Below are 26718 nucleotides of genomic sequence, written 5' to 3' on the forward strand. Positions count from 1 at the left end.
GGATGAGGCCTAGCCTGTGCGCGACTGCCTCGTCGTGCATCACTGACGAGTTTTCGAGGATGACCACGTCGTCTACCGCGAGCGTCGGCACCTCGCTTATCGAGAGGCGCCTGAGGGCGTTGACGTACTGCCTTGGGATATTGTTAAACTTGACAACAATCCTTTCATTGGATTTTTCAACAACTTCAACGGAAGGAGAAGCCAATACTCCGAAACTTTGCCAAATCACTCTTAAAAATCTACCGAAACTTGAAAAAATTCACCCCGCCTGACACGCATAAATACATCCGGAGGCGAGGTAATTGCATGACGGATGCCAAGTTCACGGTGGTGCGCCTTGCGGTGGAAGGCGACAAGTTCGAGTTGCTGGTCAAGCCCGATCCTGCCTTGGAGTACAAGCTGGGCAAGCGGTCTGACATCTCTAGCGTCCTCGTTTCCGATGAAGTGTATTCAGACGCCAACAAGGGCTCCCGCGCCTCCACTGAAAAGCTGATGAAGCACTTCAAGACCGCCGACCAGCTCGAAGTCGCCAAGCAGATAATGGCCAGGGGCGAGCTCAACCTGACCACCGACCAGCGCCGCAAGATGGTCGAAGAAAAGCGCAAGCAGATAGTGTCATACATCCACCAAAGCTTTGTCGACCCCAAGACCCACGTCCCTCACCCAATCATGAGGATAGAGGCCGCCATGGAGCAGGCCCGGGTCAGCATCGATCCGCACAAGAGGGCTGAAGACCAGGCCAAGGACGTCGTCGATGCGCTCAGGGTCATACTGCCGCTAAAGTCCGAGACTGTGAAACTTATTGTCAAGGTGCCGCCGCAGTTTGCGGGCCAGTCCTACAGCGCGATAAAGGGCGCCGGCGAACTAAAGGGGGAGGAGTGGCTTTCCGACGGCTCGCTGAGGGTGGTAATAGAGATGAACGCCAGCCTGCGGGGGACCTTTATCGACCGGCTCGGCTCAGTGACCAAAGGCTCCGCAGAGGTCAAAGAGGGCTAGGCCGTTTCTATCCGGCCCCGTTCTTCCCTTTTTAACAGCGCGCGCTTGCGTTCCACGCCCCAGCGATAGCCCGACAGCGCGCCGTCGCTCTTTACCACGCGATGGCACGGGATTGCGACCGCAAGGGCGTTTGCTGCGCACGCATGGGCCACTGCCCTGGCCGAGTTTGGCGAGCCTATGCGGCTTGCGATGTCGGCATAGCTTGCTGTAGAGCCGGCCGGGATTTCGCGCAGCGCCTGCCAGACGCGCTGCTGGAACGCCGTGCCGCGGACGTCCAGCGGAAGATCAAGCCCGAGCGCCGGCGCTTCTACAAAGCCGACAACTTTTGAAACGAGTTGCTCGAACCTTGCATCGCCGCCGATAAGGTTGGCGCGCGGGAACCTGTCCTGCAAGTCGCGCGCCAGCTCGTCAGGCTCGTCGCCCAAGAGGATGGCGCAGACGCCCCGGTAGCTCTGGGCGACGAGTATGGACCCAAGTGAGCACTCTCCAACTGCAAAGCGTATTTCCATACCTGTGCCGCCTGCGCGCCAGCTTGAAGGCGTCATGCCCAGCACCGCATCTGAAGTTTCGTAAAATCGCCCGTTCGAGCTATACCCTGCGTCGTAAACGGCTTTTGCCACCGTGCCGCCGCGGGCAAGTTCATTCCGAACGCGCCTGGCACGCTGAGCGACTGCATACTCCCTTGGGGAGAGCCCTGCAACAGCTTTGAACACTCTGTGAAAGTGATACGCGCTCATTCCAGCACGGCTCGCCAGCTCTTCAAGACTTGGCGCGTCCTCAGACTCTTCTATGAGCCGGCAGGCATGCGTGACTATGGCTGCATGCTGCTTGACCAGCGAAGGCTGGTTGGGCTTGCAACGCTTGCAGGGGCGGAGGCCGGCTTTTTCGGCCCCCTCGCGCGTCGCATGAAAGCTGACGTTCTCTGGCCGCGCTCGGCGAGCGGCGCACGAAGGTCGGCAGTACACGCCCGTGGTTTTGACAGAGTAGTAAAACGTGTCGTCTGCCTCTGGATTGCGGGTGACAATGGATGTCCAGCGGGGATCGTCTTCCGTTGCGAGTTGTGCGTTCTTTGGCTTCACGCTCGTTCCCCTACAACTATTCACAAAATGAATTTAAAAATATTGACGGATTCTTGCTTTCAAATTCAGATACAGCCCCGGTACGACAGAAATAGCAAATGTTTTTTCGACAGGGACCTGATCTCTCGAGCCGCCTATTTGGGTTAATATATAAGTCAGCTATAGGTATTGGCTAGGAAAGGAGAAAAACAATGGACAACACGTTTTACGACGGGCATGGCCCGATGGTGATCTGACAATGCACGACGTGAAAAGACTGTACGTTATTCCCGGGGACAAGATTGTGGAGGGCAACCACAGGCCACTCATGAACGTGGTCAAGTCAGGCAACGCGCTCATTGCGACCCGGATAGGCATCGCCGAGGCCGGCAGGGATGGCGTCAAGGTTATACCGCTCTCTGGCGTCTATATCCCGCGCATAAACGACCTTGTGATAGGCAAGATCGTCGACCACACGTCGCTGTCGTGGGAAGTGGACATCAATTCATGCTTCTCTGCCCACTTGCCCGCGTCGGACGTTTTCGGCAGGGACTTTTCTCCGGCAAGGGACGACATGGGCAAGCACCTTGCAATCGGCGACATGATAACTGCACGCGTCCTTGCATTTGACAGGACACGCGACCCGATGCTGACTTTGCAGGACCGCGACCTTGGCAAGATTGCGACCGGCGAGCTCTTGAAGATATCTGCGACGCGCGTGCCCCGGCTGATAGGCAAGCGTGGCTCGATGATACAGACAATCGAGCAGGCGACGCACACGCGCGTGCTCATCGGGCAGAACGGAATCGTAGTCGTCACGGGAAGGGACCCGGAAGGGATAAATCAGGCAGTCAAGGCGATCAGGATGGTAGAAGAGGAGGCGCACACGGCCAACCTGACGCAGCGCATCAAGGCGCTGCTGAATGTGCCTGACAGCCCGCAGGAAGGCCAGAACGACGGGGCAAAGCCGCAGGAAACGGCCGAGTCCGCCACGGAAAGAACTGAAGGATTAGAGGTTGAAAGTGAAAAATGACTCAAACAAGAAATTTAATAGATGCGAATGGAAAGCGAACAGACGGGCGCACGATTGACCAGCTGCGCGACGTAAAGATCACTGTCGGCACCGTGAAAAACGCCGACGGCTCTGCCTTTATAGAATTTGGCAAGAACAAGATCGTTGCAGCGGTGTACGGGCCAAGAGAAGTGCATCCAAAGCACTTGCAGCAGCCCGACAGGTGCGTCCTGAGATGCAGGTACCACATGTCGCCGTTTTCGACAGACACGCGCAAGAATCCCGCCCCGTCAAGGAGGGAAGTAGAGATATCCAAGGTCATGCGAGAGTCGCTAGAGCCGGCAATAATGCTTGAAGACTATCCTCGCGCCGCGATCGACGTGTTCGTCGAGGTGCTGCAGTCAGACGGCGGCTCCCGGTGCGCAGGCATTACGGCGGCGTCAGTCGCGCTCGCAGATGCCGGCATCAACATGCGCGACCTCGTGGCCGCGTGCGCTGCAGGCAAGGTCGACGAAAAGATAATCCTTGACATCAACGACGTCGAGGACAAGGAAGGCGGCGCAGACATGCCGGTAGCGTACATGCCGAGGCTTGACCAGGTGACCCTGATGCAGCTGGACGGCAAGCTGAACTCTGAGCAGTTCAACGAGTGCCTCGACAAAGCTATCAGCGGCTGCAAGATGGTCTATGACATCCAGCGCCAGGCGCTGATGCAGAAGTACTTTGGCAACGAGACGGAGGTCAAGGAAGAACAATGAGCACGTCAAAACGTTCCACGATAATCGTAGAGCACCTGCGCAAGCAGCAGATGATGGAATCCATTGGCAAGGGCAAGAGGATAGACGGCCGCAACTTTGACGAGCAGAGGCCGCTTGAAATCGAGCTGGACGTCATAAAGAAGGCAAACGGCTCTGCGCGGGTAAAGTTGGGCGACTCTGAAGTCATTGCAGGCATCAAGGTGAGCACCGGCGAGCCCTTTGAAGGCCTTGAAGACAAGGGCGCGCTCATCGTCACCGCCGAGGTGCTGCCGACGGCTTCGCCTCACGTTGAGCCGGGACCCCCAGACGAGGAAGTAGTAGAGCTCGCAAGGGTCGTCGACAGGGGCGTCCGCGAGTCTGAAATGGTGGACCTTGGCAAGCTAGTGCTTGTGCCGGGCAAAATCGTATATACCGTATTTGTCGACTGCTCGGTGCTCAACGCCGACGGCAACCTCTTTGACGCCACGTCGTACGCGACGGTGGCGGCAATCCTTAGCGCCAAGATACCGGTGCTTGAAATGCAGGACGACAAGGTCACAGACACCGGCAGGACTATACCGATGCCTGTCACATGCGTCCCGATATCGATCACGCAGGTGAGGATCGGCGACGCGGTGATGATAGACCCGGCGTCTGAAGAGGAAGGCGCGATGGACGCAAGGATAACCATCTCTACCAACGAGGAGGGCTATTGCGCGCTGCAAAAGGGCTATACCGGCTCGTTCACGATAGAGCAGATAAAGAAGGCAGCCGAGACAGCAAGAATTAAAGGAGAGGAAGTGCGGGCCAAAATGAAGGAGCTGACAAAGTTTGCCCAGAAAGAATAAGTCGACAGCCCTAAAGGGCCACGGAGTAAAGTTCGGCGCCACGGTCCGTAAGCGATACGGCAAAGTGTACCGCACATTGCACAAGAAGCGCAGGTGCCCATCGTGCGGGTCGCTCAGGTTCAGCCGCCTTGCAGCCGGCATATGGGCGTGCCCCAAGTGCAGCTTTAAAGTCGCGTCAGGGGCGTACGACGTTGACACGGAAAAGCTGCAGATCTGAGATACGCATCAAGGCTCGTGCAGCCGGGGCAATTTATTCTGCCCTTGCGCCTGACATCCCAAAACTGACTGAAAAGGGCGAGCGCCTTGCAATGTCGCGCAAGGGCTCGACAATCGTTTTTACAATAGAGACCGACGACCTGGCGTCCTTGCGGGCGAACGTGAATTCTTTTCTTCGCCTGGTTGACACGTCCTATCGGTGCGCAACGCTATGATTTTATGTCCGTCAGCCTAACCGTCTGCAAATGAGCGAACAGGAACTCCCCCCATGGCTCCGAGAACAAGTATCGCGCTTACAGCAGCTCCAGCAGAACCTGCAGGCAATCATGATGCAAAAGCAGCAGCTGGAGATTGAAAACGTAGAGACTGACCGCGCCCTTGAAGAGCTGAAAAAGGCCGGCGCCGACGACGCGGTCTACAAGGCTGCAGGCTCTGTCATGGTCAAGGCCAAGAAGGACGAAGTGGTAAAAGAACTGGAAGAAAAGAAAGAGCTGGGCGCCACGCGCGTCAAGGTCCTTGAAAAGCAAGAGACCCGAGTCAAGGAAAACCTAAAGGAGGTAGAGACCAAGATAAACGAGATGATCCGTGGCGGCGGGCCTGGCCCAGCTACCCTCGGCAAGCCCAAGGCCGAGTAAGAATATAGCCCAGTCGGGTCTTTTCCCCTTTTGTGCCTGCACGCATTGTGGTCGACGAGCGGGAGCGCAACAGCGGCATCCCCGACCTTTTGAAAAAGGCCGGCGCCATCGTCGACATCGCGCAGCTGCCGGTGGGCGACTACATCGTCTCTCCTGAGACTGCTGTCGAGCGCAAGACAGTCTACGACCTCGTGCATTCAATCTATGACGGCCGGCTGTTTGTCCAGTGCTCGGAACTTGTAAAATACTATGCCAAGCCGCTGGTCATTATCCAGGGCGACCTTGCGAAACTGCAGGAAATCCCTGATGACGTTGACGCTGGCAGGGCCCAAAAGCTGAATGAGAGGATGCCACTTGCGTATGACGCGCTTGCCACGGTCGCGATGGAATTCCGAATCCCCATAATACACACGCCGGACGCCGAGCAAACCACCAATCTGCTGATAACGCTTGTCAACAAGAACCTGCAGGAAGGCAAGGCCACGGGCCCGCTTTTGAAAAAGATCCGCAAGGAAAACCCGGTTTTTCTGCAGCAGCTGTCTGTGCTGTCGTCGGTGCCGGGCGTGGGGGACAAGCTTGCGGCAAGGATGCTTGAAAAGTTCAAGACGCCGCAGCGGGCGCTCAACGCGTCCGCAGCAGAACTTGCGACCATCCCCGGCTTTGGGCTGGCGCGAGCGCAGCGCCTGCGCAAGATACTGGACTCGGCGGCAAAGGCAGAAAGCATTGTTCAGAGGACGCTTTTTGAAGAATGAGTTATAATGTCTGTCCTGCAAATCCCGTGCATGGCAGTCACGGTCGACGGCAAATGGCTTGCAGCCAATCTTGAGAACCCGAGCGTCGTCATACTTGACACCCGGGGCAACATGCCCTACCGCTTTGGCCACATCAAAAATGCGTTGCCCCTTGGCATCGAAATGGTCGTCGCCATAGCGCAGAACGGCGCCAACCTTGTCATCGACAGCGAGGCTGCGGACGAGGTTTTCAGCAGTTGCGGCATCGACGACTCGAAAAAAGTCGTCGTCTACGGCGAGCCCGACGACCCGACGACAGCAAGGGTGGCGTGGAGCCTGATGTACCACGGGCATCCCGACACTGCGATGCTGGACATGGGGTTCCAGGCGTGGAAGGCGACCGGCCTGCCGGTCACGCGCGATCCTTCACAGCCTGCGCCGGCGCGGTTCAAGTCAAAGCCAAGGGCGGACATCCGCGTCGACGCCGAAAGCATCAAGGCAAGGATGGGCGACCCTGCGTTTGTCGTCGTCGACGCTCGCACCGCGCAGGAGCACATGCAGGCCAAGATACCGGATTCCGTCCTGCTCAACTGGGAGGACGGCGTGGGGCAGAGCGGCTCGGCGTTTTTGAGCGGCAAAGATCTCAAAAAAGGGTTTGAGAAAAACGGCATAACGCCGGACAAGGAAGTCGTGTGCTACTGCCATTCTGGCATGAGGGCGTCGCACAAGTACATGCAGCTAAAAATAGCCGGCTATGACAATGTAAAGCTGTATGACGGCTCGATTATCGACTGGGCGATGCGCAGGAATCCTATCCGGTGACCTTGAACTTTCTTTTCAGCGCGTTGCCGCACAGGGCACACTCTTTTGCGTTTGGTCCAAAAGCCTTGCTGCAGGCGCTGCAATAGGTGACGTATCTGCGCACGTTCTTTATGCCCTTGCCAGACGACATCTCGACTGCAATGCCGACCGTGGCCGCGACGTTTGCGACCGCATAGTCGTCTGAAGCAAGCGTCGCGCTCATCTGCCTTGCAAGCGCGAGGATTGAAACGTCTGCCTTTGACAGCCTGCCATAGTCGCCGGTCTTTTTCGCTGCGGCGACTATTGCATCAATGTTTTCGCTGTCCGGATCGACGATTGAAAGGTTGCCTGCGTCCATGAGCGCTTCAAGGGCCGCATGCGAGCTCTTGATGTGGCACACCTCTTCAAAAACTGCGCTTGTCGTTGCGCATTGTCTGCCTGAAAGAAATGCCGTCCCGGCGTAAAACGCCGACGCGTCAAGGACATAATCAGAAACCAAGCTTTGCCAGCTGCCTCATGCCCTTCTTTTGGAGGCGCAAAAACTTTACCCCGAGAGCGTGCTGCGAAATCCTGACCTCCCGGCCCGCCTCCACTACGAACGACTCTTGCCCGTCGATGATGAGGTGCGACTTGTGGCTGCTCTTGACTACTATTTCTTCCACTGGTATCACGAGCTGGGGCATCTTGTTCACCGGCGCTATCGGGGTCAGGATGAGGCAGCTCATGCCCTCGTGCAAGACGGGACCTCCAAGGGAAAGGTTGTGCCCTGTCGAGCCCGTGGGCGTCGACACCACGATGCCGTCCATCCTGTGCTTTATCTCGTCGCCCATCAGCTTTATCGAAATCGTGGGCGTGCGCGAAAGGTCCGCCCTGGTGAGCAGTATCTCGTTGAGTGCCGGCGGAAGCGCGGCCCTGCCTGCGACTGCCTGTATCCTTATCCTTGAATCGTAAAAGCCCCTGCCGTCAATAATGCCCTTGATGGCGCTTTCCATGTTCTCCGCATAGACTTCCGAGAGTATGCCCCTGTGGCCGCCAACATTTATGCTCAAAAGCGGCAGGTCGCCGGGGATGGTGCGGAACGCCTTGAGGGTCGTGCCGTCGCCCCCTATGGCAAATATCAAGTCTACTCTATCTTTCACCTTGTCCTGCTCCAGCGTCTCGCATCCTCTGATCTTTAGCGGCGATACTGCAAACGCCCTGACGCCCTTGGCGCCGAGCATTCCCGCAATTTTTGTAGCAGCCGCCTTGGCTTCGATGTTCTTTCTTTTTGTGATGATTGCCACGCCGCGGATCTTGGCCATTTGCCGCAGTGCTATTGCATTTACCGTTCTTAAAATGCCTTGTCATTTCTGCCGTGTTACATAAGATTCGCCTGTACGACGACAGCCGTAAAAGAGTCTGGCAAAGGTTTTAAGTACATGATTTCGATATTTAACCATGAGTTATTCTCACCCCGAAGTGCTTTGCGAGACCGACTGGGTCGCGTCCAACATGAAAAATGCAAACATCAAGATCCTCGAAATCGACTATGATCCTGAAAACGCGTACAGGCAGGGGCACGTCTCCGGCGCGCACCTTGTCTGGTGGAAGCGCGACATAAACGATCCTGTCAGGCGCGACATCATCAACAAGCAGCAGTTTGAAGCGCTGATGGGCAGGGTCGGCGCGACAGCCTACACCGAGCTTGTCCTGTACGGCGACTTTAACAACTGGTTTGCGGCCTTTGCTTTCTGGGTCTTCCAGTACTATGGCCACAAAAAGATGAGGATAATGAACGGAGGGCGCAAGAAATGGGAGCTTGAAAAGCGCGAATATTCAAAGGATGAGCCGCAGGCGCAGGCCAGCAAGTACGTTGCCAATCCTGCCGACGAAGGGGTGCGTGCATACATGCCGGACGTGCGCAGGGCGATAGAGCGGGCCGAGCAGACAGTGCTCGTCGACGTCAGGTCGCCAAAAGAGTTTACCGGCGAGATAACCGCGCCTCCAGAGTACCCGATGGAACACGCGCAGCGTGGAGGTCACATCCCCGGCGCCAAGAACATCCCGTGGGCGCAGGCGGTCAAGGAGGCAGACGGCACGTTCAAGAGCCCTGAGGAGCTGAAGGCGCTGTACGAGGGCAAGGGCGTGACGCCGGACAAGCACGTGATAGCCTACTGCAGGATAGGCGAGCGCTCGTCGCACAGCTGGTTCGTGCTGAAATACCTGCTCGGCTACCCGTCGGTGCGCAACTATGACGGCTCGTGGACAGAGTGGGGCAACATGATAGGCAACCCGATAGAGAAATAAGCCCTTTCTTTCTTCTCTTTTTTTATGTCACAGCAGCCGCCCGACCTTGTCAAAAAAGGGCAGTTCTACTTTATCTACGACCGGCCTCCCTACATCGTGATGGAGGACAAGACCAAGCGCGGGCTCGAAGTGCACGATCATGTCCTTGATGAAAAGTACGGCGTCGAGGCCGACAGGGGCATGATACACGATATGGACGGCATCGGACACAAGGTCGGCATTCGGTGGTATTTCCCGCGGGCGCAGTTCACGGTGGAGCAGGTCGTAGAGCTCGCAGAGGATATGGAGAGGCGCTACAGGGCGATAAGGGAGCTGACGTGCCCCGACGACGAATAGTTTGTCAAGACGAAAATTCAAAACCATAATTATAAGTAGACTAAAAGTTTAGCATGGGATACAGAGTTGGATTTGATTGAGCCAATTAAACCGCTTGTTTTGATTAAGATCGAGTATTATCATGTTAGGATTATTAGAAAAAACATCTCTGATGATCTTCTCGAGCTTGACTTAAACGAGTCTGTCTTGGTCGAAAATATCGTACATCCTTACATAAACGGCGACAAATTTTTTTGTAACAATACCGTCGTTGATCCCTTTGACATTGAAGCAATCAAAATTAACCGAACTGCAGTACCGCCTGGCTTACTACTTTTAGGCATCAGAAATCGACGCGAAGCTCAACGAAGAAGCTCTCGGGTTGCGATAGTTGGAATTCCAGATGAATGGTATGTAACGGAAGAGGGCGAACATGTCACAAGACAGTTCATAAAAACTCCTCCGAAACACTCTGCCACTTTGAATCAAAAACAATCAACCGTTCTTGATACCAAGAAGGTCTTCATAGTACATGGCCCTGATGATGCTGCAAAACTGGAATTGGCACGAATTATCGAAGGTTTTAGATTAAAGCCTATCATTCTACATGAACAAGCAAACGGAGGAAAGACTCTCATTGAAAAGTTTGAGAAACGCATAGAGAACATTGGATATGCTTTCATTTTGCTTACCCCTGATGATATTTGTAAAGATAAAACGGCTGAAATGTATCGTGCTAGACAAAACGTAATTCTAGAACTAGGATATTTCATGGGAAAGCTAGGCCGTGACCGTGTTTGCTATATATATAAAGATGGTGTAGAATTGCCATCCGATATACACGGTGTGGCCTATGCCAGTTTTAGTAAGAAAGTAAAAGAATGCTTTGAGGATATAATGCGAGAATTAAAAAATGCAGGATACCACCTAACGGTCTAAACCTACGCCTACTAAAACTCCAAAAGCGAAATACTTTTAGACCATTCAGATGCCATGGAAGGCAACAACAATGTCTGCCTTGCTCAAGGACAGAGTTTGGACGATGCTTTCAGAGACGGCCAAGAGGGGTGTGTACCCGCTGCACGGCAACAAGCTGGGAATTTACAGGATCCCGATAGAGATTACCGACAAGGCCGAGATAGCCGGCATCCAGAACGACCTGCGCAGTTCCGGCTTTGCCATGGGCACCCATGCCGACAGGATATACGTCACCCACAAGTGGACCGAGAAAGGCGTCGACTCTGTAACCGGCGAGGACCTGTCCGTCGACATGAATATCACCGTCGAGATAGTGACCGGCGAGGTCGTCGACCTCATCTACCAGATAAGGCAGCTTGAATACTTTGGCGATCCCTACTGGGTCAGGAACTACCGGCAGACTGCGGACCGAAACGCCAAGATGATAATCGACACTATTGTACGGAATACAAAGATTGGTGACAAGATGATAGCGCAATATCAAAAGGCGGAGAAGCTGACGGCAGAGCAGGCGATAAAAAAGCTTGACGAGCTGACGCCATTGGCCAAGAACCCCAAGGCAAGGAGCGCGCTTGCCCAGCCGCCGGCAGCGGCTTCGGCTGCGCCAAAGCCCGCGGCGACGCCGGCAATGGCTGCGCCAGCAGCACCGGCCGCAGGCGGAAATACCACCATTTCATTATCTGGCACTGGCACCAGCTACTCCAAGGTCGACGGGCCTATAGACGTCAAATTCAAGGAAAAGAGGCAGCAGGTCGGCAAGTTCCAGGACATTGCAGTGTGGGGTCCGCTCGACGCCCCGGGGCAGTTGGGGATATGGGGCACAAACGTGTGCATCGACTTTGACATCTGCGTCGCCGACGGCGCGTGCATAGAGGCGTGCCCAGTAAACGTCTATGAATGGCTCGAAACCCCGGGCCACCCGGCGTCTGACAAAAAGGCGTTCATGGTGAGGGAGAAGGACTGCATCTTTTGCATCGCGTGCGAAAGCGTGTGCCCTCCGCAGGCAGTCAAGATATTCACAAAGGGCTAGCAGTACAGTGACTGCTTATAGAACCGCCAGTGATTACCTATAAATAGTAAAATGTAAGATTATTCCATAGATTCAGCGATGGTACTGTACGGCCCGGGCACCTTTCTCTACGTGATATTCCTCATAGCCGCATGGATAACGACGATGTATACCCTGAACTTTTACTACCTCGCCTACCAGTCGCGCCGAAACCGCGCCCATGACAAGGTGATGCGGGCCGTCGCCGACGTGCCGACAAACGCGCTTCCCGCAGTCACAGTCCAGATCCCCTTATACAATGAAAAGTACGTCGCCCGGCGCGTCATCGACGCCGTGTGCAAGATGGATTATCCAAAAGACAGGCTGCAGGTCCAGGTGCTGGATGACTCGGACGACGACACTGTGGACCTAATAAGGTCGATAGTGGACGAGTACCGCTTCCGGGGCTTTGACATCGTGCAGCTGCGCAGGGCTGACAGGTCCGGCTACAAGGCCGGAGCGCTAAAGGCCGGCATGGGCAGCGCGACGGGCGAGTTTATCGCGATATTTGACGCCGACTTTATCCCGCCGGCCAATTTCCTGAAGCGCCTGGTGAGGCACTTTGACGACCCCAAGATGGGCTTTGTCCAGTGCAAGTGGGGCCACATAAACGAAGACTACTCCTCAATGACGCAGGCAGAGGCAGTATCGCTTGACATCCACTTTCTCGTGGAGCAAAAGGCAAAGAGCATGAGCCATATATTCCTCAACTTTAACGGCACTGCCGGCATCTGGAGGGCTGCGTGCATAAGCGACGCCGGCGGCTGGCAGACGACCACTCTGGTGGAGGACATGGACCTCAGCTACCGGGCGCAGATGAACGGCTGGAAGTGCATGTTCCTTGACGACTTTGTGGTAAACGCCGAGCTTCCGGTGCAGATGAACGCGGCAAAGAGGCAGCAGTTCCGGTGGGCAAAGGGCTCTATCCAGGTCGCGCTAAAGCTGATGCTTGACGTCTTGCTCCACCGGAAGGTGCGCGCCGACTCGAAACTGCAGTCGTTCATACACATGACCCGGCACATCGTGAACCCGCTCTTCCTTGCGCAGTTTCTGATATTTCCGATGCTCCTTGCCATGGAGTTCAAGCTCTACGAAGGCCAACTCGCGCCGCTTGCGGTGCTTGGCATGTACGTGGCGCTCGGGCCCGGCGGCTACCTAGTGGTGATAAACAAGGTGTGGAAGCACGACTGGAAGCACAAGGGCATGCAGTTCTTTTTCCTGAACTTTTTTGCGGCAGGCATGACTGTCAACAATACCGTCGCGGTCTTTGACGCGGTCCTTGGCCGCAAGAACGAGTTTTTGAGGACGCCCAAGTTCGGCATCACGAGCAAGGGCGAGGAATGGCGCAACAAGGAATATGTGCTGCCGTTCACAAAGACGACCCTGCTAGAGATATTCTTTGCAATCTATGGCGTGATAGGCATCTTCGTCGCGATATTCTCAAACAACGTGCTCTACACGCCGTTGATAGCGATACCCACCGTCGGGTTCATCTATGTCGCGTACATGAGCATCGCCCACTCGCAGTTTGGCAAGAAAAAGGCCTCCCGCAAGGTTGCAACGGCGGCCCCTGCGCCAAAGGCAGCAGGGCAGAAGGTGCTCCTGCCCGGGATCCTCGCCTTTTTGATAATCGGGGCGGGCGTCGCGTACTATGGCTATCACGTTTCCATCTACCCCCTCCAGGAGGCGTCTGGCCTGCTTGCAAGGGCCCAGTCGGCCCAGACCCCTCAGCAGCTGCAAGAATACGTCCGGCTAGCGCGGCTCTCGGTGCCTGCAGAAGGAAATCCCGTCTGGCTCTTCCCGACCGTGCGCACGGACTTTGCCGTCCTGCACGTGCAGATGGACGGCATACTGGCCCGCGCCGCCGCCATTTCGCTGTCAGAGCCCCACAACGAGGAGTACAACACTGCCATGATGGACATGCACGCTGCGTCACTTGCGCTTCAGGAAAACCTGCACGAGGCGGTGCCTTACATCTATGTCAGCCCCACCAACATTGCCATGGGCGGTGCGTGGGTCGTAGTCATCCTGTCTGTGTTTGCGGCCCTGAGGCGCGCCAGGACGCGGCAGCAAAGAGCCGCCACTACCCCTGCGCTGCAATCGTGAATTGGTCAGATACCCTAGTACTCTCATCATAATACAGAAAGAACTATCATCATCCCGTCATGGGAAAGGCAGGCGCGCCGTATTAACCGTTGTTGCCGCGCTACCTGTATACCGCGATGAGCGGGGTGTCCTTTGTTATCGATATGGCCCTTGACGGGTTGGTCGAGCCGGTGTCCTGCCACCGGTCAAACACCTTCTGGCCAAAGCCCGGGGTGGCGCCAACGACGTACTGCTGCCCGTTGTTCACGTTAAAGGCGACGTGCGAGAAATCGGCGTTGATCTGCACTCCGTTCTGTGACAGAGTAGTCCAAAAGCCGCTGTCCGTATGCCCGCGGGGATCGACTGTTATAACCACTGCCTGGCTCGTAGTCTTTGCAACGGTGTTGGCCACGGATATGTTGACCGTCGCCGGCGTGCTGTCGAGCGCCCCGTCACTTGCGACAAACGTAAAGCTGTCCGGGCCGTCGTAATAGTCGTAAGGCCTGTACGTCACCGTGTTCTGGTTGACCATGCCAAGAATGCCGTGCGCCGGCTGGCCGGCTATAAAGAACCTTACCTGCTGGCCGTCCGGGTCGGACCCTGACAGCGTTATCGTCCGCGCAGAGTTTTCGTTCACGCTGACCGACTGGCCGTTTGCGGTTGGCCGCGAGTTGCCTGGCGGCGGCACGCTGCCACTCTGCGTCTGCCTCAATATCATGTACAGGTCCTCGCCGGTGTCATAGTACAGCCAGCCCGACTCGTACCTGACGCGCTGCGAGTTTGTGCCGTCAAATGGGTCTGCGCTGTTCCTGTCAATCATCACATTGATGCCGACACTTGCCGAGCCTCCATTGTAGAACAGGCCAATGCGGTCATCCTGCGCTATCGTGTAAAGAGGGTCGCTGGCGGGCAGCTTGAACTCGACGTCCTGGTACGCCGTCGTCAGGGTTGACGCGCTGACGGTGCCAAATGACCGCTTTAGGTTCAGGTTGGCATCATAGACGCCCACGCTGAACGTTCCGGGTGGGATGGTCGCCGTCCTGGCTAATCTCAGCGTTATAGAGTCTATCTTGTCGCCGATGAGCTGCGAGCCGGGTTTAACCCACTCTGCGTTTATGCGTCTGCCTGTCTGCACAAGTGAGCCCGACGTGGCAGTGGTGTCACTCATGTGGACAACCGGGGATGTGCCGGTGCCGGCCGGCGCCTGATAGAGGGCCGTTATAGTGGTGCCCTGCGATATGGATACCGCCCTTGAGGCGCTAGTGGATCCGGTGTCCTGCCACCGCTCAAAGATAAAGCTCTGGTAGTTGCCTACGGTGACGACATACTGCTGGCCAGACGCCAGGTTAAACTGGATGGGCGAGAACCCTGATGCAACCACCTGCCCGTTCCGGGCAAGCGTGGTCCACAGCCCGCTTATGGGCTGGCCTGTAGAGTATTGAGTATTTACAGTGAGAACAACCGTAGACTGGCCAAAAGCGGGAACTGTATATGCAAAAGCAGTGATGACCAGCGCAGCAACGAGCAGTAATTTCGCTAAATGGGAAGCCATTTCACATCACTTGCCGCCTGCAACGCGCCAAAGGCTGAAAGGATCCTGGAAAATTCCCGCACGACATCTTACAAGCCTTTTTGAGTTTAAGCGTTGCTCGTTCAGAATATATAGCAACGATATGTGTCCAGAAACCCGTAGCGGCGCAGGTAATGAAAGGATACTTTAATGTTATGTAGTGAGAAGCAGTGCCATGCGACCTGTTCGTCACTTGTTTAATTATCTTTACACATTAAGCAGCGAACTGCTACGTCGGGATTTAAATAAGAATTTCGGCCGTCTACCTCATGACCGCAGAGGAAAAACTGCTCAGAAAAGTCCTTACTGCGGGGTCGGCCGGGGCGAAAAAGGCTGATCTTCGCAAGGAACTTGGCGAGATCGAAGCGGCACTGGAAAACCTCGTGACGAAAGGCGAGGTGTTTGTCGACAAGCGCGGAAGCGCCTACTATTGCTTCCACAAGAACCACTACGTCCAGAGCCTTCTCAACTCCGACCCGAAATTCAGGCTTACATATGACATGATAAAGTCGCTGGAGGAGTCTGTCAACAGCTCTTCCAAAGATGTTGCGAGGGCGATAGAGTCGCTTGCAAACAACCTCTCAAACCTTGCACGCCTAGTCACGGAAAAGGCGGAAGGCAACGCCGGCGTATTGCAGGCGTCAGCCGCGCCAAGGCGCACGATGGCAGTAACAGATTTCAAGAAAGAGTTTGACGGCGCATTGATAAGTTCGGCGTCGTCCATCGGCTGGGTCGAGCTAGCCAAGATACGCACGGACGTATGCTCAAAATGCGGCCTGGCAAGCGACGAGTTTTACCGCCTCGTGGGCGAGCTCACCGGCCAGTACCAGGACAAATACGAACTGTCTACAGGCGGCGGCGAAGGCGTGATGGTCAGGGGCCTCCTGCACGGCTTTGTGAGGTGCATTTGATGTACCCTTACAGGCTCGACAGGAACCCGTACCCAAGCAGCCCGACCCCGACCCTGATTGATGCGCAGATACTCGGCGGCAGGCGCCACAGGGAAGCCAAGGCCGCAGTACTTGCGTGCATCTCCGACCTGCACTCCAAGGTTAGCGCCGGCACGGCAACTGACAAGGATTTTCGCCTGCTCACGGTGATACAGGATGTCGGTTCAGGCAAGACTCACCTGGCGCTCCATATAAAAGGGCTGAAGGAAGTCACGGAAAGCACCGTGGCGTCATATGTGGACCTGACGCAGGTCTCTCCCCGCAGCATGCACAGCCTCTACAGCGCGATGCTGGGCGGCTTTACTGAAGAATACATTGCCGCAGTCAGGCGCGCAGTGGTGACGTATGTGCGCGAAAAGGCAGAGCGCCAGGGCGGGGTAGCGCGCAAGGTTTTCAACTATGGCTTTATCGATTCCATATCCGGCAAGAGCCTGGTGGAAAAGGCCGAGCTGGTGCTGAGCAACGAGCTGGCGCCAAACTATGGCGCGCTTGTAGAGCTTTTGGGAAGGGAATTTTCGCCAATCGAGATCACGATATTAAAGCTGATAGTGGAAGGGCGGTTCAGGGCCGACGCGCAGAACGTGTCCACGCTTGAAGACATTATCGCAAGCCTGGCCGCGCTGGCTTCACTCAACCTGAGGTTCTTGAAGAGGGTGACTGTCTTTCAGCTTGACGAGTTTGACGCCGAGCGCGATACGCTCGAGTTTGTCAAGGCGGTGATAAACGCCCACATCCCGGCCGCTACTCTGATGCTCATATTCACGCCGTCTTCGTACGACGACATCAGGCGCGCAAACGCCTCAGTATTTGACAGGCTGGAAAAGGCCAACTACAAGATAGACCTTGCCGGCTCTAACACTTATGAAGAGATACTTGACATCGTGATGGAATACGTGCGCCACCACGACGCCAGCAACTGCTTTACCGCAGAAGAAGAGCACGACCTGGGGGCAAAGGTCAAGGTCATCTATGACGAGTTCTCTGACTTTCGCAACGTGCGCTCGATGCTCAACATCATGTACCACGCGACTGAAAACGCGGGCAAGCGATCTGCTGCAATCGTAGACGAGCAGGCAATTGATGAAACGATAAAGAACGTCTACCCCGGCCTGCGCATAAGGGGAAGCGTGATGGACGTGCCGATATCTGACTTTATCAAGATCCGCAGGAACACAAGCGACTTTGCCGTGCTTGAAACCGGGGTAAAGGACGCGGTGCGCAACCTCGTCAATTACGCGCACGAGGTCGGCGCGGTAGCCAAGCCGCAAAAGTCCAACGGGCACGCAGTTGACGTCATGTTCAACGACCCGTACGGGACAAAGGTCGCAGTTGCGGTCGTGATCAACAAGGACCACGCCAAGAGCTTTGAGCAGATAACAAACACGCTCAAGACGGCCGGCTTTGTCGACAAGCTGGTCATCCTTACAAACGCCAACGCGGCTGCAGGCGCAAACGGGAACGCGGTCGTAGCGATGGACAGGTGCAAGATGATAGATCTCATCTATTTCAGCAACAAGTACAAGAACAGCGAGCTGATGGAAGACGACTCGCAGCGCGCCCTGATGCTGGCCAAGTCGATAAGAATCTGCTAGCAAACTTTATTACGGCAGCAGGTCGAGTATCCGAAAATGGCCATCACTCTCTTCAAAAAGCCCGATTTTGGAGGCGAAAGCCTCAAGGTAACGCGCAACTTTTCCGACCTGAAAGACACCGCCGTCAAGAACAGCACGTCTTCTGCCAAGATGACCTCGTCGTCTGACATGGCGCTGTTCTTCAAGGACAAGAACTGGAAAGGCGGTGTAATGTTCCGCAACGGCAAGGAAGAGATATCAAATATGAGCTCTGCCAAGCACGGCGGCAAGTTCGGCTTTGGCGACACGGTGTCGTCTGTCCGGATAACGCCTTTCAAGGTGCGCCTGTTTGTGAACGTCATCCAGGACGACGACGGCAACCTACCCGGCGGCGTTTCGTCCAAATCAAAGGCAGAAAAGCTGGTCGGCGACATTGTGGCTGACGCCAACAAGGTGTGGGAAGACGGGCTGCTAAAGATGGAAGTCGCAGAGATAGTCTTTCGCAAGTCGTCCAAGTATTTTGACATGAAAGGCGAGCTGGTGTCGCTCCTGCTAAAGGACTGGAACAAGGCCGGTCACATCAACGTCTATTTTATCAACGAAATGCAAGAGTCCAAGTCGGCCAGCAAGAAAGGGCTGGACAAGAACGGGATCTCGGTTACCTGTGCCCTCCCGGTCATTGCCGCGTGGCGGGGCGCCGTGGTGGAGCTGGGCGACGACTCGACTCCAGTTTCGTCAAAGATCCCCCAGCTGGGGAGGACTTTTGCGCACGAGATCGGCCACTACCTTGGGCTCGGGCACTCTAAAGACACGTCAAATTTCATGGACACAAAAGGCGCAGGCGCCGGCCGTGCCATAAGCGAGGGCCAGGCCGAAGAAGTGCAGATACACCTGTCAAAGAACATCTTTGTCAAAGGGCTGCGGGTAGACTAGGCCGCAGCGCTAAACTCTTATCAGACCGGTGGTGGAAAATATTGCCGTGCCCAAGCGCAACTTTGCAACGCTTGAAGAGTTCAAGGCCAACTTGCACCAGGAAGGCGCGACGCTGGTCGAGTTTTCCGGAGGCAAGGTGCCCTGCATACTGGTGAGCCCGAAAAAGTACGAGGAGATGCTGGGCAAGGTGTACGGCAAGCGCGTCTCGGCCGACACGCTCTTGGACATATTCTACGACGGGCAGGACGTCTTTGTGGATGTGAACGTCAAGTTTGCGGGGACGGACTTTGAGGAAAACTTTCTCCTCTACGCAAACGACATGCTGGAATTCTTTGACGCGCTTGCAGAAAGCGGCATAGTCGCGATGGGTCCGAGCGAAAACACCTATGCAAACTCGCAGAACGTCTTTATGATCCAGTTGCCAAAAAAAGACGCGGCGCAAAAGGCCCTTGCGATAATCAAGGCCAACGCCAAGAGCAGGACAAAATAGAATGTCTGAAGAAAAAAAGGAGGATCTTCCGGAAGAAGAAGACACACACTACCAGCTGTACGGCAAGCGGGCGTGGGAGGTCGAGTACGGGGAAAAGTGCGAAAGGTGTGGCAAGCGCATTGACGAGTTCGGCTTTTGCGCGTGCGGCAGCGCCCAGTAGATTCCTCTAGAAATGCTTTCAGATTATCTTTAATGAGATGTTTACGAAAATATCCATATGATCTGGACAATCGTCTCTGTGGTGCTTGGCATCATAGTCCTGGTGATATTGCTGCGGGTGCTGTTTGGCGTGATATGATCGACAAGATCATTGAAAGCGCAATGGCAGCATACATGCCCCAGCTTGCAAAATTGAGAGAAGCGCGTGCGGCCGAGCTGGCATCGCTGAAGGAAAAGGTGCGCTCAAACCCCGAAGAGGTGGAGGAATGGCTTGACCGAGAGATCGAAAAGCTCGGCAAGATGGACGCGAATTTTTTAAAAGATGCGACGGCCGGGATTTGAACCCGGGTTACCAGATTGGCAATCTGATGTCCTAGACCAAACTGGACGACCGTCGCACTAGTGCAATGTCGGCATGGAAAGGTAATTTAAACATGTCCTTAGGTTAGCAAAATGAGCGTCGAGTAGCCGCGGCTTTCCGCGACATAGTCGCCGTCTATCTCTTCAACGACAGTCGTGAGCGAGATGACGTCGTATTTCTGGCACTTTTTGGCGTTGAGGATGACATAGTCGTCCAGTATGTCGGCGCCTTTCATGCTCTCCTTGCTCAGTGCAAACTCTACCGGCCCGCTTGAATTTATGAGCAAGAGCTGGTCTTTCTGGTAGTTGCCGACGCACACGAGCCTGCCATCCTTTTTCGGCACCGCCCTGATGTTTACCCTTACCTCGCCCAAAGGGTGCATCGCGTACCTGCTGACGTTGTTGACAGAGACTTCGAACTTGAACGGGTAGCCTGCTGTGCTCTCTGCCATCTTGTTGACCCCGTCGTTCATGATGATGTCTACCTTCTTGATGGTGTTGCCAAACCTGGATATCCAGTCGTTGGTGGTCTTTACTATGCCGTTTATCGCTGCATTTCTCCTTGCAGCCTCGTCTTCCCCCAGGTGGTAGCGCTCGACCCATTCCTTGTAGTCCTTGCTGATGTCGATGATAAACTCGGAGCAGGTGTTCTGATAGTCCTCGATGCTGGTGGCACGCTCAGAGCTGCCGTCGCTTGCAAACATCCTCACCCTTTTGCCGGCAGGCTGGAATAAAATCTACTCGCTCAAGAGCCGGGCCATCCTTTTCGCGTGATATGTTATCATCATGTCCGCGCCCGCCCTCTTTATCCCGGTCAAAAATTCCGCCATCACCGCGTCCTCCTCGACCCAGCCTTCGAGTGCCGCCGCCTTTACCAGTGCGTACTCGCCGGACACGCTGTAGGCGCATATGGGGAGGTTTGTCGCCCTGCTTGCCTGGTAGATGAGGTCGAGGTTCGGGATGGCCGGCTTTATGATTATGGCGTCTGCGCCTTCGGCGATGTCTGACTCGATCTCGCGCATCGATTCTCTGGTATTTGTGAATGGCATCTGGTACGTGCGCCTGTCGCCAAACTCTGGCGTGGAATGCGCCGCGTCGCGAAACGGCGCAAACAGAGGCGACGCCTGCTTTGACGAGTAGCTCATTATGGCAGTATCTGAAAACCCTGCGTCGTCCAGCGCGCTGCGTATCGCCTGCACCTGGCCGTCCATCATGGCCGACGGGGCGACAATGTCAGCACCAGCCCTTGCCTGGCTTACCGCTACCCTGCCAAGGGTAGCTGCGCTGGAGTCGTTGTCTATCTTGCCATTTACCACGATGCCGCAGTGGCCGTGCGACGTGTACTGGCACAGGCAGACGTCGGTGATTATTGCGATCTTTTCTCCAAAGTGCTTGCGCACCGTTTCGACGGATTTCTGCACTATGCCTCTGTCGTCAAAGGCCGCAGAGCCCTTGCCGTCCTTTTCCGCCGGCAGGCCAAAGAGTATGGCAGATTTCACGCCAAGGTCCGACAGCTCTTCAATTTCCCCGGCTAGGTCAGACAGCGGCAGCCGCCTGATGTCCGGCATCGAGCCTATCTCCTGCGGCTTTTTCAGACCCTCCTCGACAAATATCGGCGCAATCAGGTCCTTGACTGAAACGTGCGTCTCCTGGAAAAGGTCGCGGATTGCGGCCGTCTTGCGGAGGCGCCGCAACCTCACGCCGGAAAAGTCACTGCCTTTTTTCGTCTTCATACTTGAACATCTTGGCCACTGTTTTCATCAGCTCTTCGTTTTCGCTGCCGCTCTCTATCTCCTTGCGCAAATAATTCATGGGGGTGGCGAGTATGCCCTTCACTATGGCGTAAGACAGCTGCTCTACTATCCTGGCCTGCTCTGGCGTCGAGTTCCTGGCGAGCTTTGAAAGCGCCTTTTTCAGCTCGCGCTCGCGGATCGCGTCGACGCTCTTGAACACCGATACTATTACAGGCTCGCCCTTCATGCGTTTCATCATGCCTTCCATCGAGTGTATCTCGCTGTCGATTATCTTTTCGGCCGACTGGACCTCCTTCATACGCGACCGCATGTTCTTTTCCACCAGCTCTTTTATCTGGTCCATGTTGACGAGTTTTACGCCGTGTATGGATGCCACCCTTTCGTCGACGGTCCTCGGGGTCGAAAGATCGAATATCATGATTGCGCCCTTGCGGCCCTTCATGGCTGCCTCCATCCTGTCGTACGGTATCAGGAAATACGGTGCCGTGCTTGCGACAAATATCAGGTCCACTTCGTGGAACATGCCAAGCGCCGTGTCAAAGGGCACCGGCGTGCCTGCCACAGTCTCTGAAAAAGACCTCGCCCTGTCGTATGTCCTGCTGGTTATCATAAAGTCGACGCCGCGCTTTTTCAGCACCTTTGCCACCAGGCTGGCTGCCTCGCCAGACCCGATGAGCATCACCTTCTTGGCCTTCAGGTCGTCGACGTATTCGTCTGCAAGGTTGACCGCGATTGACGCTATTGAAACGTTGCCCTTGTTTATGCCAGTCGCGTTGCGGACCCTGCTCCCGACCTTGAGCGCCCTGTCAAATACCACCCCGAGGTTTGCGCTTGCATAGCGGTTTGATTTTGAATATTCAAATGCGCGCCTGACCTGGCCGATGATCTGGTCCTCGCCAATTACAAGCGAGTCGAGGCCCGACGTCAGCTTTAGCAGGTGCACTATGGCGTCCTTGCCTGTGTTCACCTGGACGCTTTCAAGATCCCTGCCTTCAAGGTTCAATGTCTCTCCCCACTGGCCCACTATCTTTGCCCTGTCCTGGCTTTTTGCGGCGGCAAACACCTCGACCCTGTTGCAAGTCTGCAGTATGACGCATTCATCCACTCCTGCATTTTCAATGAATGCCCGGTGGGCCGCGTCGACGTCTTTGAACGCAAATTTCTCGAGGAGGTGGATAGGCGCGTTTTTGTAAGTCACGCGGGCGTTAATGATCTGGACTGGCGGCGAAAAATGTGAATCGTGCGTCTTTATCGCGGCCGTCACTTGCTTTTTTTCACCCACTCCTGCAATAATTCAAGCGTCGCGCTTTTAGCATCTTCAATCCTCTCTTCCTTAATAAGGTTCTGAATGTTGTCGTCTTTGATGAGCGAATAGAGGAATTCCTTGCGCTGCCCGACGGTTTTCAGTTTCGGCCTCGCCGCATTGCGGGCAAACTCTTGCAACTTTACGTTTTCCGCGTCTGATTTTTTTATTATCCTCTTTAGAACCCTCTCTGCCCTTATGCGCACCTGCCGGGCCATTATTGGGCTCTTGCCTGACGTTGAAATCGCGACTTGCATGACGCCTTCAATGTTTATCACAGACGCGTAGGAAAAGTCGCTGTAAGGGGGGTCGTCTACAGAGTACACGAACGCGCCCATCTTGCGGCCTTGCTGGCAGAGCTTGCGGTTCAGCTCCTTGTCGTCCGTGGATGCAAGCACCAGAAACGGGCTGTAGCCGTCGAGGATGCCCGCGTCGCTTAATTTCGCTTTCACAGTTTCAATCTTGCCGGCCTCTTGCTGGTCGCGCAGGTATTTGTTAAAGCGGTTGCTAATGACCGTAATCCTGCAGCCCTGGCCGAGCAGCGCGTTCACCTTCCTCGTCCCTTCAGTGCCGCCTCCGATGACTAGTACATGCTTGTCCTTGAGGTTGAGGTCAACTATCAACTGGGCAACACCGGGGAGCGGTGAATCTAGCCTCGATCTTTATTTAATCCTTGTCAGTGGGCTACCTTTTTGAGGTAGTTGGCGTCCACGGTGACCGGGATCTGGTAGGGAGAGTCCAGGAGCACGACCGTGGCCTCCTGCTTTTCATAGTCTACCCTTGTTATCTTGGCCTTCATGCTCTTGAACGGGCCGGCGATGACCTCTACCGTGTCGTCGATGCTAAGCTCAGTCACCGTCGGCTTCTTTATCAGGTAGCCTTCGATGTCCTTGAACGGCAGGTCGCCGCGTATCTGGCCCCTGACGTGCCTGATGCCTGCCAGAGCCTCGTATGCGACGTTAGAGTCCGGCGCCTCGACAATGATGTATCCCTTAAAGCTCTCAAGCACCATGACTGACCTGATGCCTATCTTTTTGGCCATTACCTTGGTATAGAGCATGTCAGCGACCATCCTTTCCTGGCCGCCGGTTGTGCGTATCGCAAAGAACTTGCTGTCGCTTGCCGGCTTGTCCGACTGGGGCGCTGCCGCAGCGGCTGCTGCAGGCGCCATTTTTTGCCGGCCTTTTGCTTCTGCCGGCTGGGACTTTGTCTCTTCCACTTCTAAATCCTGATTATCATCATCTAAACTGATCTCTTGATCTAGATCGTCCTCTTTGGTTGGATCGCTCATTATTAGCCAGCTATGCGGAGAACTAATGCAATTTATAAATTTACTTTAAAATACCCGAAAAATTACACCAGTTCTCAACTTGCCAGACTATGTCCTTGTAGCCTCGAGTCAGGACCTTGCAGGGGCGACCATGGTGGACTGCCTCAAGGAAAGGGGCTTTGAGAGCCGCTCGCCTGCCTACCCAAACGTCAAGCTGCACGTGACGGAGGCAAGCTTGCTGACGCTTGAAAGTCTCGACGCCGTCTATCCTGACGCCCTGATCTTTGTGTTCCTCTCAAAGCACCGGTCAGACAGCGGGATACCCACTCTGACCTGCCACTGCACCGGCAATTTTGCAGACGCGCCGTTTGGCGGCAACCCAAAAGAGATAGCGACAGCATATCCATCGTTGCAAAAGGCCTACCTGAAGGCGATTACCAAGGCCTGCGTCCCGAATTACGAAGTCGTGATAGAGGCCACACACCACGGGCCCACGTCGCTCAAAAAGCCTGTGCTGTTTGTAGAGCTTGGGTCATCTGAAAAGCAGTGGGTCGACAGGGATGCCGCCGGCGCCATGTGCAGCTGCGTCCTCGAGGTGTTGAAAAATGTCGAGCCTTGCAGAAAGGTGGGCATCGCCATCGGGGGGACGCACTATCCCACGAAATTCAACAAGCTTTTGCTCGAATCCGAATTCGGGCTTGCGGCCGTCGCGTCAAAGCACAACTTGGAGGCAATCGACGAACAGATGATGGCACAGATGATCGAAAAGAGCATCGAAAAGGTGACGCACGTCATTCTTGACGCAAAGGGCCTCGGGAGCCACAAGGACCGGATAACGAAACTTGCGGAAAAGACCGGACTCGAGATACTGAAAGTTTGAAATACTCCGCGCTGGATTGTGGTGCCATGACACCTCTCAAGGCAAAAGACGTTCACGACCTCTTGAAAACAGTGCCTGAAGGGCAGGTGACGACGTACGGCGACCTGGCGAGGGCGCTTGGGCACCCTAATGCCGCAAGGGCTATCGGCCAGATTATGAACAAAAACCCAAACCCTATCGTGGTGCCGTGTCACAGAGTAGTGGCGTGGGACGGCGGCATCGGAGGCTATGCGTTTGGCATAAAGATGAAAAAAGAGATCCTGAAAAAAGAAGGGCTTGCGTTCAATGAAAACACGATAGTGGATTTTGAAAAGAAACGTGCAAAACTAAAAAGGGAAAAGTGAGCCCGCCCTATCGGGTCTTGGCTTCCTTTACGAGGTCGCGAAGGTGCGCAAGCGACCTTACCTGGGCGCCGTTCACCTTTTTGTACAGCTGCCAGTACGTCTCGTTGGTGATGTCCTTGCGATCCTTGAGGACCTTCAGGTGGTAGCGCATCGACCTGACGCGCACGACATAGACAGCTTTCTTGCCAACCCTCGCAGTCTTGGCGCCTTTTTTCGAGCCCGCACCCTTGCCGTGGGCCTTCCACACTGCGCGCTTGGCTTTTGCCCTGCCGCGTGACGTGCCCTTCTCCCTTGCAGTCCAGATGGCGCCGCTGTTGACCAGAGAGCGGATGTTGTCGCGCGTGATTGAATCGGCGACGTCTTCAAGCTTATCCGGCTCAAAGCGCACTCGGTTCACGCCCACGCCCAGTATCCTTGCCACCAGCTCGCGCTTTTTGGCGATGTTGACGACCATTACGCCTTGGCCTCCTTCTTTGGAGCCAGCTTGCCTGCGTTAAGCATCTTCAGTCCCATCTTGGTCGCCTCTTCCACGATATCCTTGCGCTTTCTCGTGCCGACCGTGTGACCCATCCTGATTGCATCCTTTTTCGGGTCAAGGCCCGCAAGGTCGTTTACGTTGTATACGACGATATCATTGTAGCCTGACGGGTGAAGGCCCCTCGCAACCTTGGGACCGCGATAGCCGATCTTGACGATATCGGGATGTCCTGCCTTCTGCTTCCTCATCTTGTTGTCCTTGCCCTTGGGCTTGCGCCAGTTCTCTGCAAGCCTGTCGTACCTCCAGCTCTCCTGACGGATGAACTTGGGGCGCTTGCTGGAGACCTTTTTCCTTGCGGCAAGTAACTCCTCGTTAATCACCATAGCGATACGTAGCACTGAAAGCCAGTTTACAATAAATACGTTACTCGGCCTTGTAGCCTACAAGCGACAGGGCGTACCACCGGCCGCCGTAAACGACGTCTATCGAGTATGAAACTGCCCTGCCGTCGTCTTTGGCCTCAATGGCTGCAAAAACCTGCATCACTTCGTCTACCTCTCCTGCGTCCAGCCTGCGGGAATAGTCCCACATGGCCGCCCCTCCTTTTCGCTGCATGTCTGTCAGCGTGTCTTCGGCGACCTTCATGACCTCTTTGAGCGCCTGTATGGAAAGGACGGTTTCGTGCTCCAGCTCTTTTTCAGGCTTGTGTTCACACGACCTTATCTCCAGCCACGCGTCCTGGAACTGCATTGCAATCCTTGCGTTCGATGCACGATATGTTCTTTCCGCAGAGGTAATTAGTTGCCTATGGGTAATCATTGCCATGCAGTCCGCCGGCGCCGAGTTTTTGCAGGAGCTTGGCCAGGCAATGGCAGCGATGCAGACTGAGCAAAAGAGCGGAGCTATAGCC

At 55.2% G+C, this 26718-nt stretch carries 34 protein-coding genes, 1 tRNA gene and 1 pseudogene; 22 read left to right on the top strand and 14 right to left on the bottom strand.

Going from position 1 to position 26718, the window contains the following annotated elements; all coding sequences use genetic code 11:
* A pseudogene (locus ACREAY_RS01030) lies at positions 1-205 on the bottom strand (DNA-directed RNA polymerase subunit D); the annotation flags it as partial.
* A gap of 101 nt (positions 206-306) precedes the next feature.
* Here ACREAY_RS01030 and ACREAY_RS01035 point away from each other — a divergent pair.
* Complete coding sequence (locus tag ACREAY_RS01035) at positions 307-996, top strand: ribosome assembly factor SBDS (protein WP_431753899.1); 690 nt, start codon at positions 307-309, stop codon at positions 994-996.
* Here ACREAY_RS01035 and ada read toward each other — a convergent pair.
* Positions 993-2075, bottom strand: a complete 1083-nt coding sequence (ada, locus tag ACREAY_RS01040) for a bifunctional DNA-binding transcriptional regulator/O6-methylguanine-DNA methyltransferase Ada (protein ID WP_431753900.1) — start codon at positions 2073-2075, stop codon at positions 993-995. The two genes, ACREAY_RS01035 and ada, sit on opposite strands and share 4 nt — an antisense overlap.
* A gap of 238 nt (positions 2076-2313) precedes the next feature.
* Here ada and rrp4 point away from each other — a divergent pair, with 238 nt between their 5' ends.
* From rrp4 to ACREAY_RS01080, 8 genes are read left to right on the top strand one after another with little or no spacing between them, the layout of a single operon-like run.
* Complete coding sequence (rrp4, locus tag ACREAY_RS01045) at positions 2314-3087, top strand: exosome complex RNA-binding protein Rrp4 (RefSeq protein ID WP_431753901.1); 774 nt, start codon at positions 2314-2316, stop codon at positions 3085-3087.
* Positions 3084-3824, top strand: a complete 741-nt coding sequence (rrp41, locus tag ACREAY_RS01050) for an exosome complex exonuclease Rrp41 (protein WP_431753902.1) — start codon at positions 3084-3086, stop codon at positions 3822-3824. Before rrp4 ends, rrp41 begins: the two co-directional genes overlap by 4 nt.
* Complete coding sequence (rrp42, locus tag ACREAY_RS01055) at positions 3821-4651, top strand: exosome complex protein Rrp42 (protein ID WP_431753903.1); 831 nt, start codon at positions 3821-3823, stop codon at positions 4649-4651. The genes rrp41 and rrp42 overlap by 4 nt, the downstream gene beginning before the upstream one ends.
* Positions 4635-4868, top strand: a complete 234-nt coding sequence (locus ACREAY_RS01060) for a 50S ribosomal protein L37 (protein ID WP_431753904.1) — start codon at positions 4635-4637, stop codon at positions 4866-4868. The genes rrp42 and ACREAY_RS01060 overlap by 17 nt, the downstream gene beginning before the upstream one ends.
* The gene (locus ACREAY_RS01065) at positions 4843-5082 is read left to right on the top strand and encodes a KEOPS complex subunit Pcc1 (RefSeq protein WP_431753905.1); all 240 of its coding nucleotides are present in this window, start codon (positions 4843-4845) and stop codon (positions 5080-5082) included. Before ACREAY_RS01060 ends, ACREAY_RS01065 begins: the two co-directional genes overlap by 26 nt.
* Positions 5083-5112: 30 nt before the next feature.
* Positions 5113-5502, top strand: a complete 390-nt coding sequence (locus tag ACREAY_RS01070) for a prefoldin subunit beta (protein WP_431753906.1) — start codon at positions 5113-5115, stop codon at positions 5500-5502.
* A 32-nt stretch (positions 5503-5534) separates the two neighbouring features.
* Entirely contained in the window at positions 5535-6254 is a 720-nt protein-coding gene (locus ACREAY_RS01075) for an ERCC4 domain-containing protein (RefSeq protein ID WP_431753907.1), read from the top strand.
* Positions 6255-6284: 30 nt separating this feature from the next.
* Positions 6285-7055, top strand: coding sequence for a sulfurtransferase (locus tag ACREAY_RS01080; protein WP_431753908.1), 771 nt, complete (start codon positions 6285-6287; stop codon positions 7053-7055).
* Here ACREAY_RS01080 and ACREAY_RS01085 read toward each other — a convergent pair.
* Both ACREAY_RS01085 and ACREAY_RS01090 read right to left on the bottom strand, forming a co-directional pair.
* Positions 7045-7533 (bottom strand): NOB1 family endonuclease, encoded by a 489-nt coding sequence (locus ACREAY_RS01085; RefSeq protein WP_431753909.1) that lies wholly within the window; start codon positions 7531-7533, stop codon positions 7045-7047. The genes ACREAY_RS01080 and ACREAY_RS01085 overlap by 11 nt on opposite strands.
* Complete coding sequence (locus tag ACREAY_RS01090; RefSeq protein WP_431753910.1) at positions 7523-8335, bottom strand: NAD(+)/NADH kinase; 813 nt, start codon at positions 8333-8335, stop codon at positions 7523-7525. Before ACREAY_RS01090 ends, ACREAY_RS01085 begins: the two co-directional genes overlap by 11 nt.
* 136 nt (positions 8336-8471) lie before the next feature.
* On the opposite strand from ACREAY_RS01090, the gene ACREAY_RS01095 reads away from it, so the two are divergent.
* The 5 genes from ACREAY_RS01095 to ACREAY_RS01115 all read left to right on the top strand — a co-directional run bounded on the left by ACREAY_RS01095 (position 8472) and on the right by ACREAY_RS01115 (position 13767).
* Complete coding sequence (locus ACREAY_RS01095; protein ID WP_431753911.1) at positions 8472-9320, top strand: sulfurtransferase; 849 nt, start codon at positions 8472-8474, stop codon at positions 9318-9320.
* 24 nt (positions 9321-9344) lie between these two features.
* Positions 9345-9656 (top strand): hypothetical protein, encoded by a 312-nt coding sequence (locus tag ACREAY_RS01100; RefSeq protein WP_431753912.1) that lies wholly within the window; start codon positions 9345-9347, stop codon positions 9654-9656.
* Positions 9657-9728: 72 nt separating this feature from the next.
* Positions 9729-10574 (top strand): TIR domain-containing protein, encoded by an 846-nt coding sequence (locus ACREAY_RS01105; protein WP_431753913.1) that lies wholly within the window; start codon positions 9729-9731, stop codon positions 10572-10574.
* 70 nt (positions 10575-10644) lie between these two features.
* Positions 10645-11643, top strand: coding sequence for a 4Fe-4S dicluster domain-containing protein (locus ACREAY_RS01110; protein ID WP_431753914.1), 999 nt, complete (start codon positions 10645-10647; stop codon positions 11641-11643).
* Positions 11644-11721: 78 nt separating this feature from the next.
* On the top strand, positions 11722-13767 hold the full coding sequence (locus tag ACREAY_RS01115; RefSeq protein WP_431753915.1) for a glycosyltransferase: 2046 nt from the start codon (positions 11722-11724) through the stop codon (positions 13765-13767).
* 100 nt (positions 13768-13867) lie between these two features.
* Here ACREAY_RS01115 and ACREAY_RS01120 read toward each other — a convergent pair whose 3' ends face one another.
* Positions 13868-15298: an Ig-like domain-containing protein gene (locus tag ACREAY_RS01120; RefSeq protein WP_431753916.1), complete on the bottom strand. Its 1431-nt coding sequence runs from the start codon at positions 15296-15298 to the stop codon at positions 13868-13870.
* Between the two features lie 287 nt (positions 15299-15585).
* On the opposite strand from ACREAY_RS01120, the gene ACREAY_RS01125 reads away from it, so the two are divergent.
* The 6 genes from ACREAY_RS01125 to ACREAY_RS01150 all read left to right on the top strand — a co-directional run bounded on the left by ACREAY_RS01125 (position 15586) and on the right by ACREAY_RS01150 (position 19761).
* Positions 15586-16227 (top strand): hypothetical protein, encoded by a 642-nt coding sequence (locus ACREAY_RS01125; RefSeq protein ID WP_431753917.1) that lies wholly within the window; start codon positions 15586-15588, stop codon positions 16225-16227.
* Positions 16227-17858 (top strand): hypothetical protein, encoded by a 1632-nt coding sequence (locus tag ACREAY_RS01130; protein WP_431753918.1) that lies wholly within the window; start codon positions 16227-16229, stop codon positions 17856-17858. Before ACREAY_RS01125 ends, ACREAY_RS01130 begins: the two co-directional genes overlap by 1 nt.
* A gap of 36 nt (positions 17859-17894) precedes the next feature.
* Positions 17895-18770, top strand: a complete 876-nt coding sequence (locus tag ACREAY_RS01135; RefSeq protein WP_431753919.1) for a matrixin family metalloprotease — start codon at positions 17895-17897, stop codon at positions 18768-18770.
* 46 nt (positions 18771-18816) lie between these two features.
* The gene (locus tag ACREAY_RS01140; RefSeq protein WP_431753920.1) at positions 18817-19260 is read left to right on the top strand and encodes a hypothetical protein; all 444 of its coding nucleotides are present in this window, start codon (positions 18817-18819) and stop codon (positions 19258-19260) included.
* Between the two features lies 1 nt (position 19261).
* Positions 19262-19420, top strand: a complete 159-nt coding sequence (locus tag ACREAY_RS01145; protein ID WP_431753921.1) for a hypothetical protein — start codon at positions 19262-19264, stop codon at positions 19418-19420.
* 134 nt (positions 19421-19554) lie between these two features.
* The gene (locus ACREAY_RS01150; RefSeq protein WP_431753922.1) at positions 19555-19761 is read left to right on the top strand and encodes a hypothetical protein; all 207 of its coding nucleotides are present in this window, start codon (positions 19555-19557) and stop codon (positions 19759-19761) included.
* On the opposite strand, the gene ACREAY_RS01155 is transcribed toward ACREAY_RS01150, so the two are convergent.
* The 6 genes from ACREAY_RS01155 to ACREAY_RS01180 all read right to left on the bottom strand — a co-directional run bounded on the left by ACREAY_RS01155 (position 19743) and on the right by ACREAY_RS01180 (position 24127).
* Positions 19743-19817 (bottom strand) — tRNA-Gly (locus ACREAY_RS01155). The genes ACREAY_RS01150 and ACREAY_RS01155 overlap by 19 nt on opposite strands.
* A gap of 42 nt (positions 19818-19859) precedes the next feature.
* Complete coding sequence (locus ACREAY_RS01160; RefSeq protein WP_431753923.1) at positions 19860-20483, bottom strand: hypothetical protein; 624 nt, start codon at positions 20481-20483, stop codon at positions 19860-19862.
* A gap of 33 nt (positions 20484-20516) precedes the next feature.
* Positions 20517-21512 carry a porphobilinogen synthase gene (hemB, locus tag ACREAY_RS01165; RefSeq protein WP_431753924.1) on the bottom strand — a complete coding sequence of 332 codons (996 nt, stop codon included), beginning with the start codon at positions 21510-21512 and terminating at the stop codon, positions 20517-20519.
* Positions 21490-22815, bottom strand: coding sequence for a glutamyl-tRNA reductase (gene hemA, locus ACREAY_RS01170; RefSeq protein WP_431753925.1), 1326 nt, complete (start codon positions 22813-22815; stop codon positions 21490-21492). The genes hemB and hemA overlap by 23 nt, the downstream gene beginning before the upstream one ends.
* Positions 22794-23459, bottom strand: a complete 666-nt coding sequence (locus tag ACREAY_RS01175; RefSeq protein WP_431753926.1) for a precorrin-2 dehydrogenase/sirohydrochlorin ferrochelatase family protein — start codon at positions 23457-23459, stop codon at positions 22794-22796. Before ACREAY_RS01175 ends, hemA begins: the two co-directional genes overlap by 22 nt.
* Before the next feature lie 53 nt (positions 23460-23512).
* Entirely contained in the window at positions 23513-24127 is a 615-nt protein-coding gene (locus ACREAY_RS01180; protein ID WP_431753927.1) for a transcription elongation factor Spt5, read from the bottom strand.
* A 79-nt stretch (positions 24128-24206) separates the two neighbouring features.
* On the opposite strand from ACREAY_RS01180, the gene ACREAY_RS01185 reads away from it, so the two are divergent.
* Together ACREAY_RS01185 and ACREAY_RS01190 are read left to right on the top strand one after the other, a co-directional pair.
* A complete protein-coding gene (locus tag ACREAY_RS01185) occupies positions 24207-24986 on the top strand; it encodes a D-aminoacyl-tRNA deacylase (protein ID WP_431753928.1) in 780 nt (259 codons plus the stop codon).
* Between the two features lie 26 nt (positions 24987-25012).
* Positions 25013-25330 (top strand): MGMT family protein, encoded by a 318-nt coding sequence (locus ACREAY_RS01190; RefSeq protein ID WP_431753929.1) that lies wholly within the window; start codon positions 25013-25015, stop codon positions 25328-25330.
* A gap of 7 nt (positions 25331-25337) precedes the next feature.
* On the opposite strand, the gene ACREAY_RS01195 is transcribed toward ACREAY_RS01190, so the two are convergent.
* The 3 genes from ACREAY_RS01195 to ACREAY_RS01205 are packed head-to-tail and all read right to left on the bottom strand — an operon-like array spanning position 25338 to position 26558.
* On the bottom strand, positions 25338-25784 hold the full coding sequence (locus ACREAY_RS01195) for a 50S ribosomal protein L19e (RefSeq protein WP_431753930.1): 447 nt from the start codon (positions 25782-25784) through the stop codon (positions 25338-25340).
* Positions 25784-26191: a 50S ribosomal protein L32e gene (locus tag ACREAY_RS01200; protein ID WP_431753931.1), complete on the bottom strand. Its 408-nt coding sequence runs from the start codon at positions 26189-26191 to the stop codon at positions 25784-25786. The genes ACREAY_RS01195 and ACREAY_RS01200 overlap by 1 nt, the downstream gene beginning before the upstream one ends.
* 40 nt (positions 26192-26231) lie before the next feature.
* Positions 26232-26558, bottom strand: coding sequence for a hypothetical protein (locus ACREAY_RS01205; protein WP_431753932.1), 327 nt, complete (start codon positions 26556-26558; stop codon positions 26232-26234).
* Positions 26559-26718: the final 160 nt, after the last annotated feature.

The sequence above is a fragment of the Nitrososphaera sp. genome (assembly GCF_050748925.1).
GTDB lineage: Archaea > Thermoproteota > Nitrososphaeria > Nitrososphaerales > Nitrososphaeraceae > Nitrososphaera.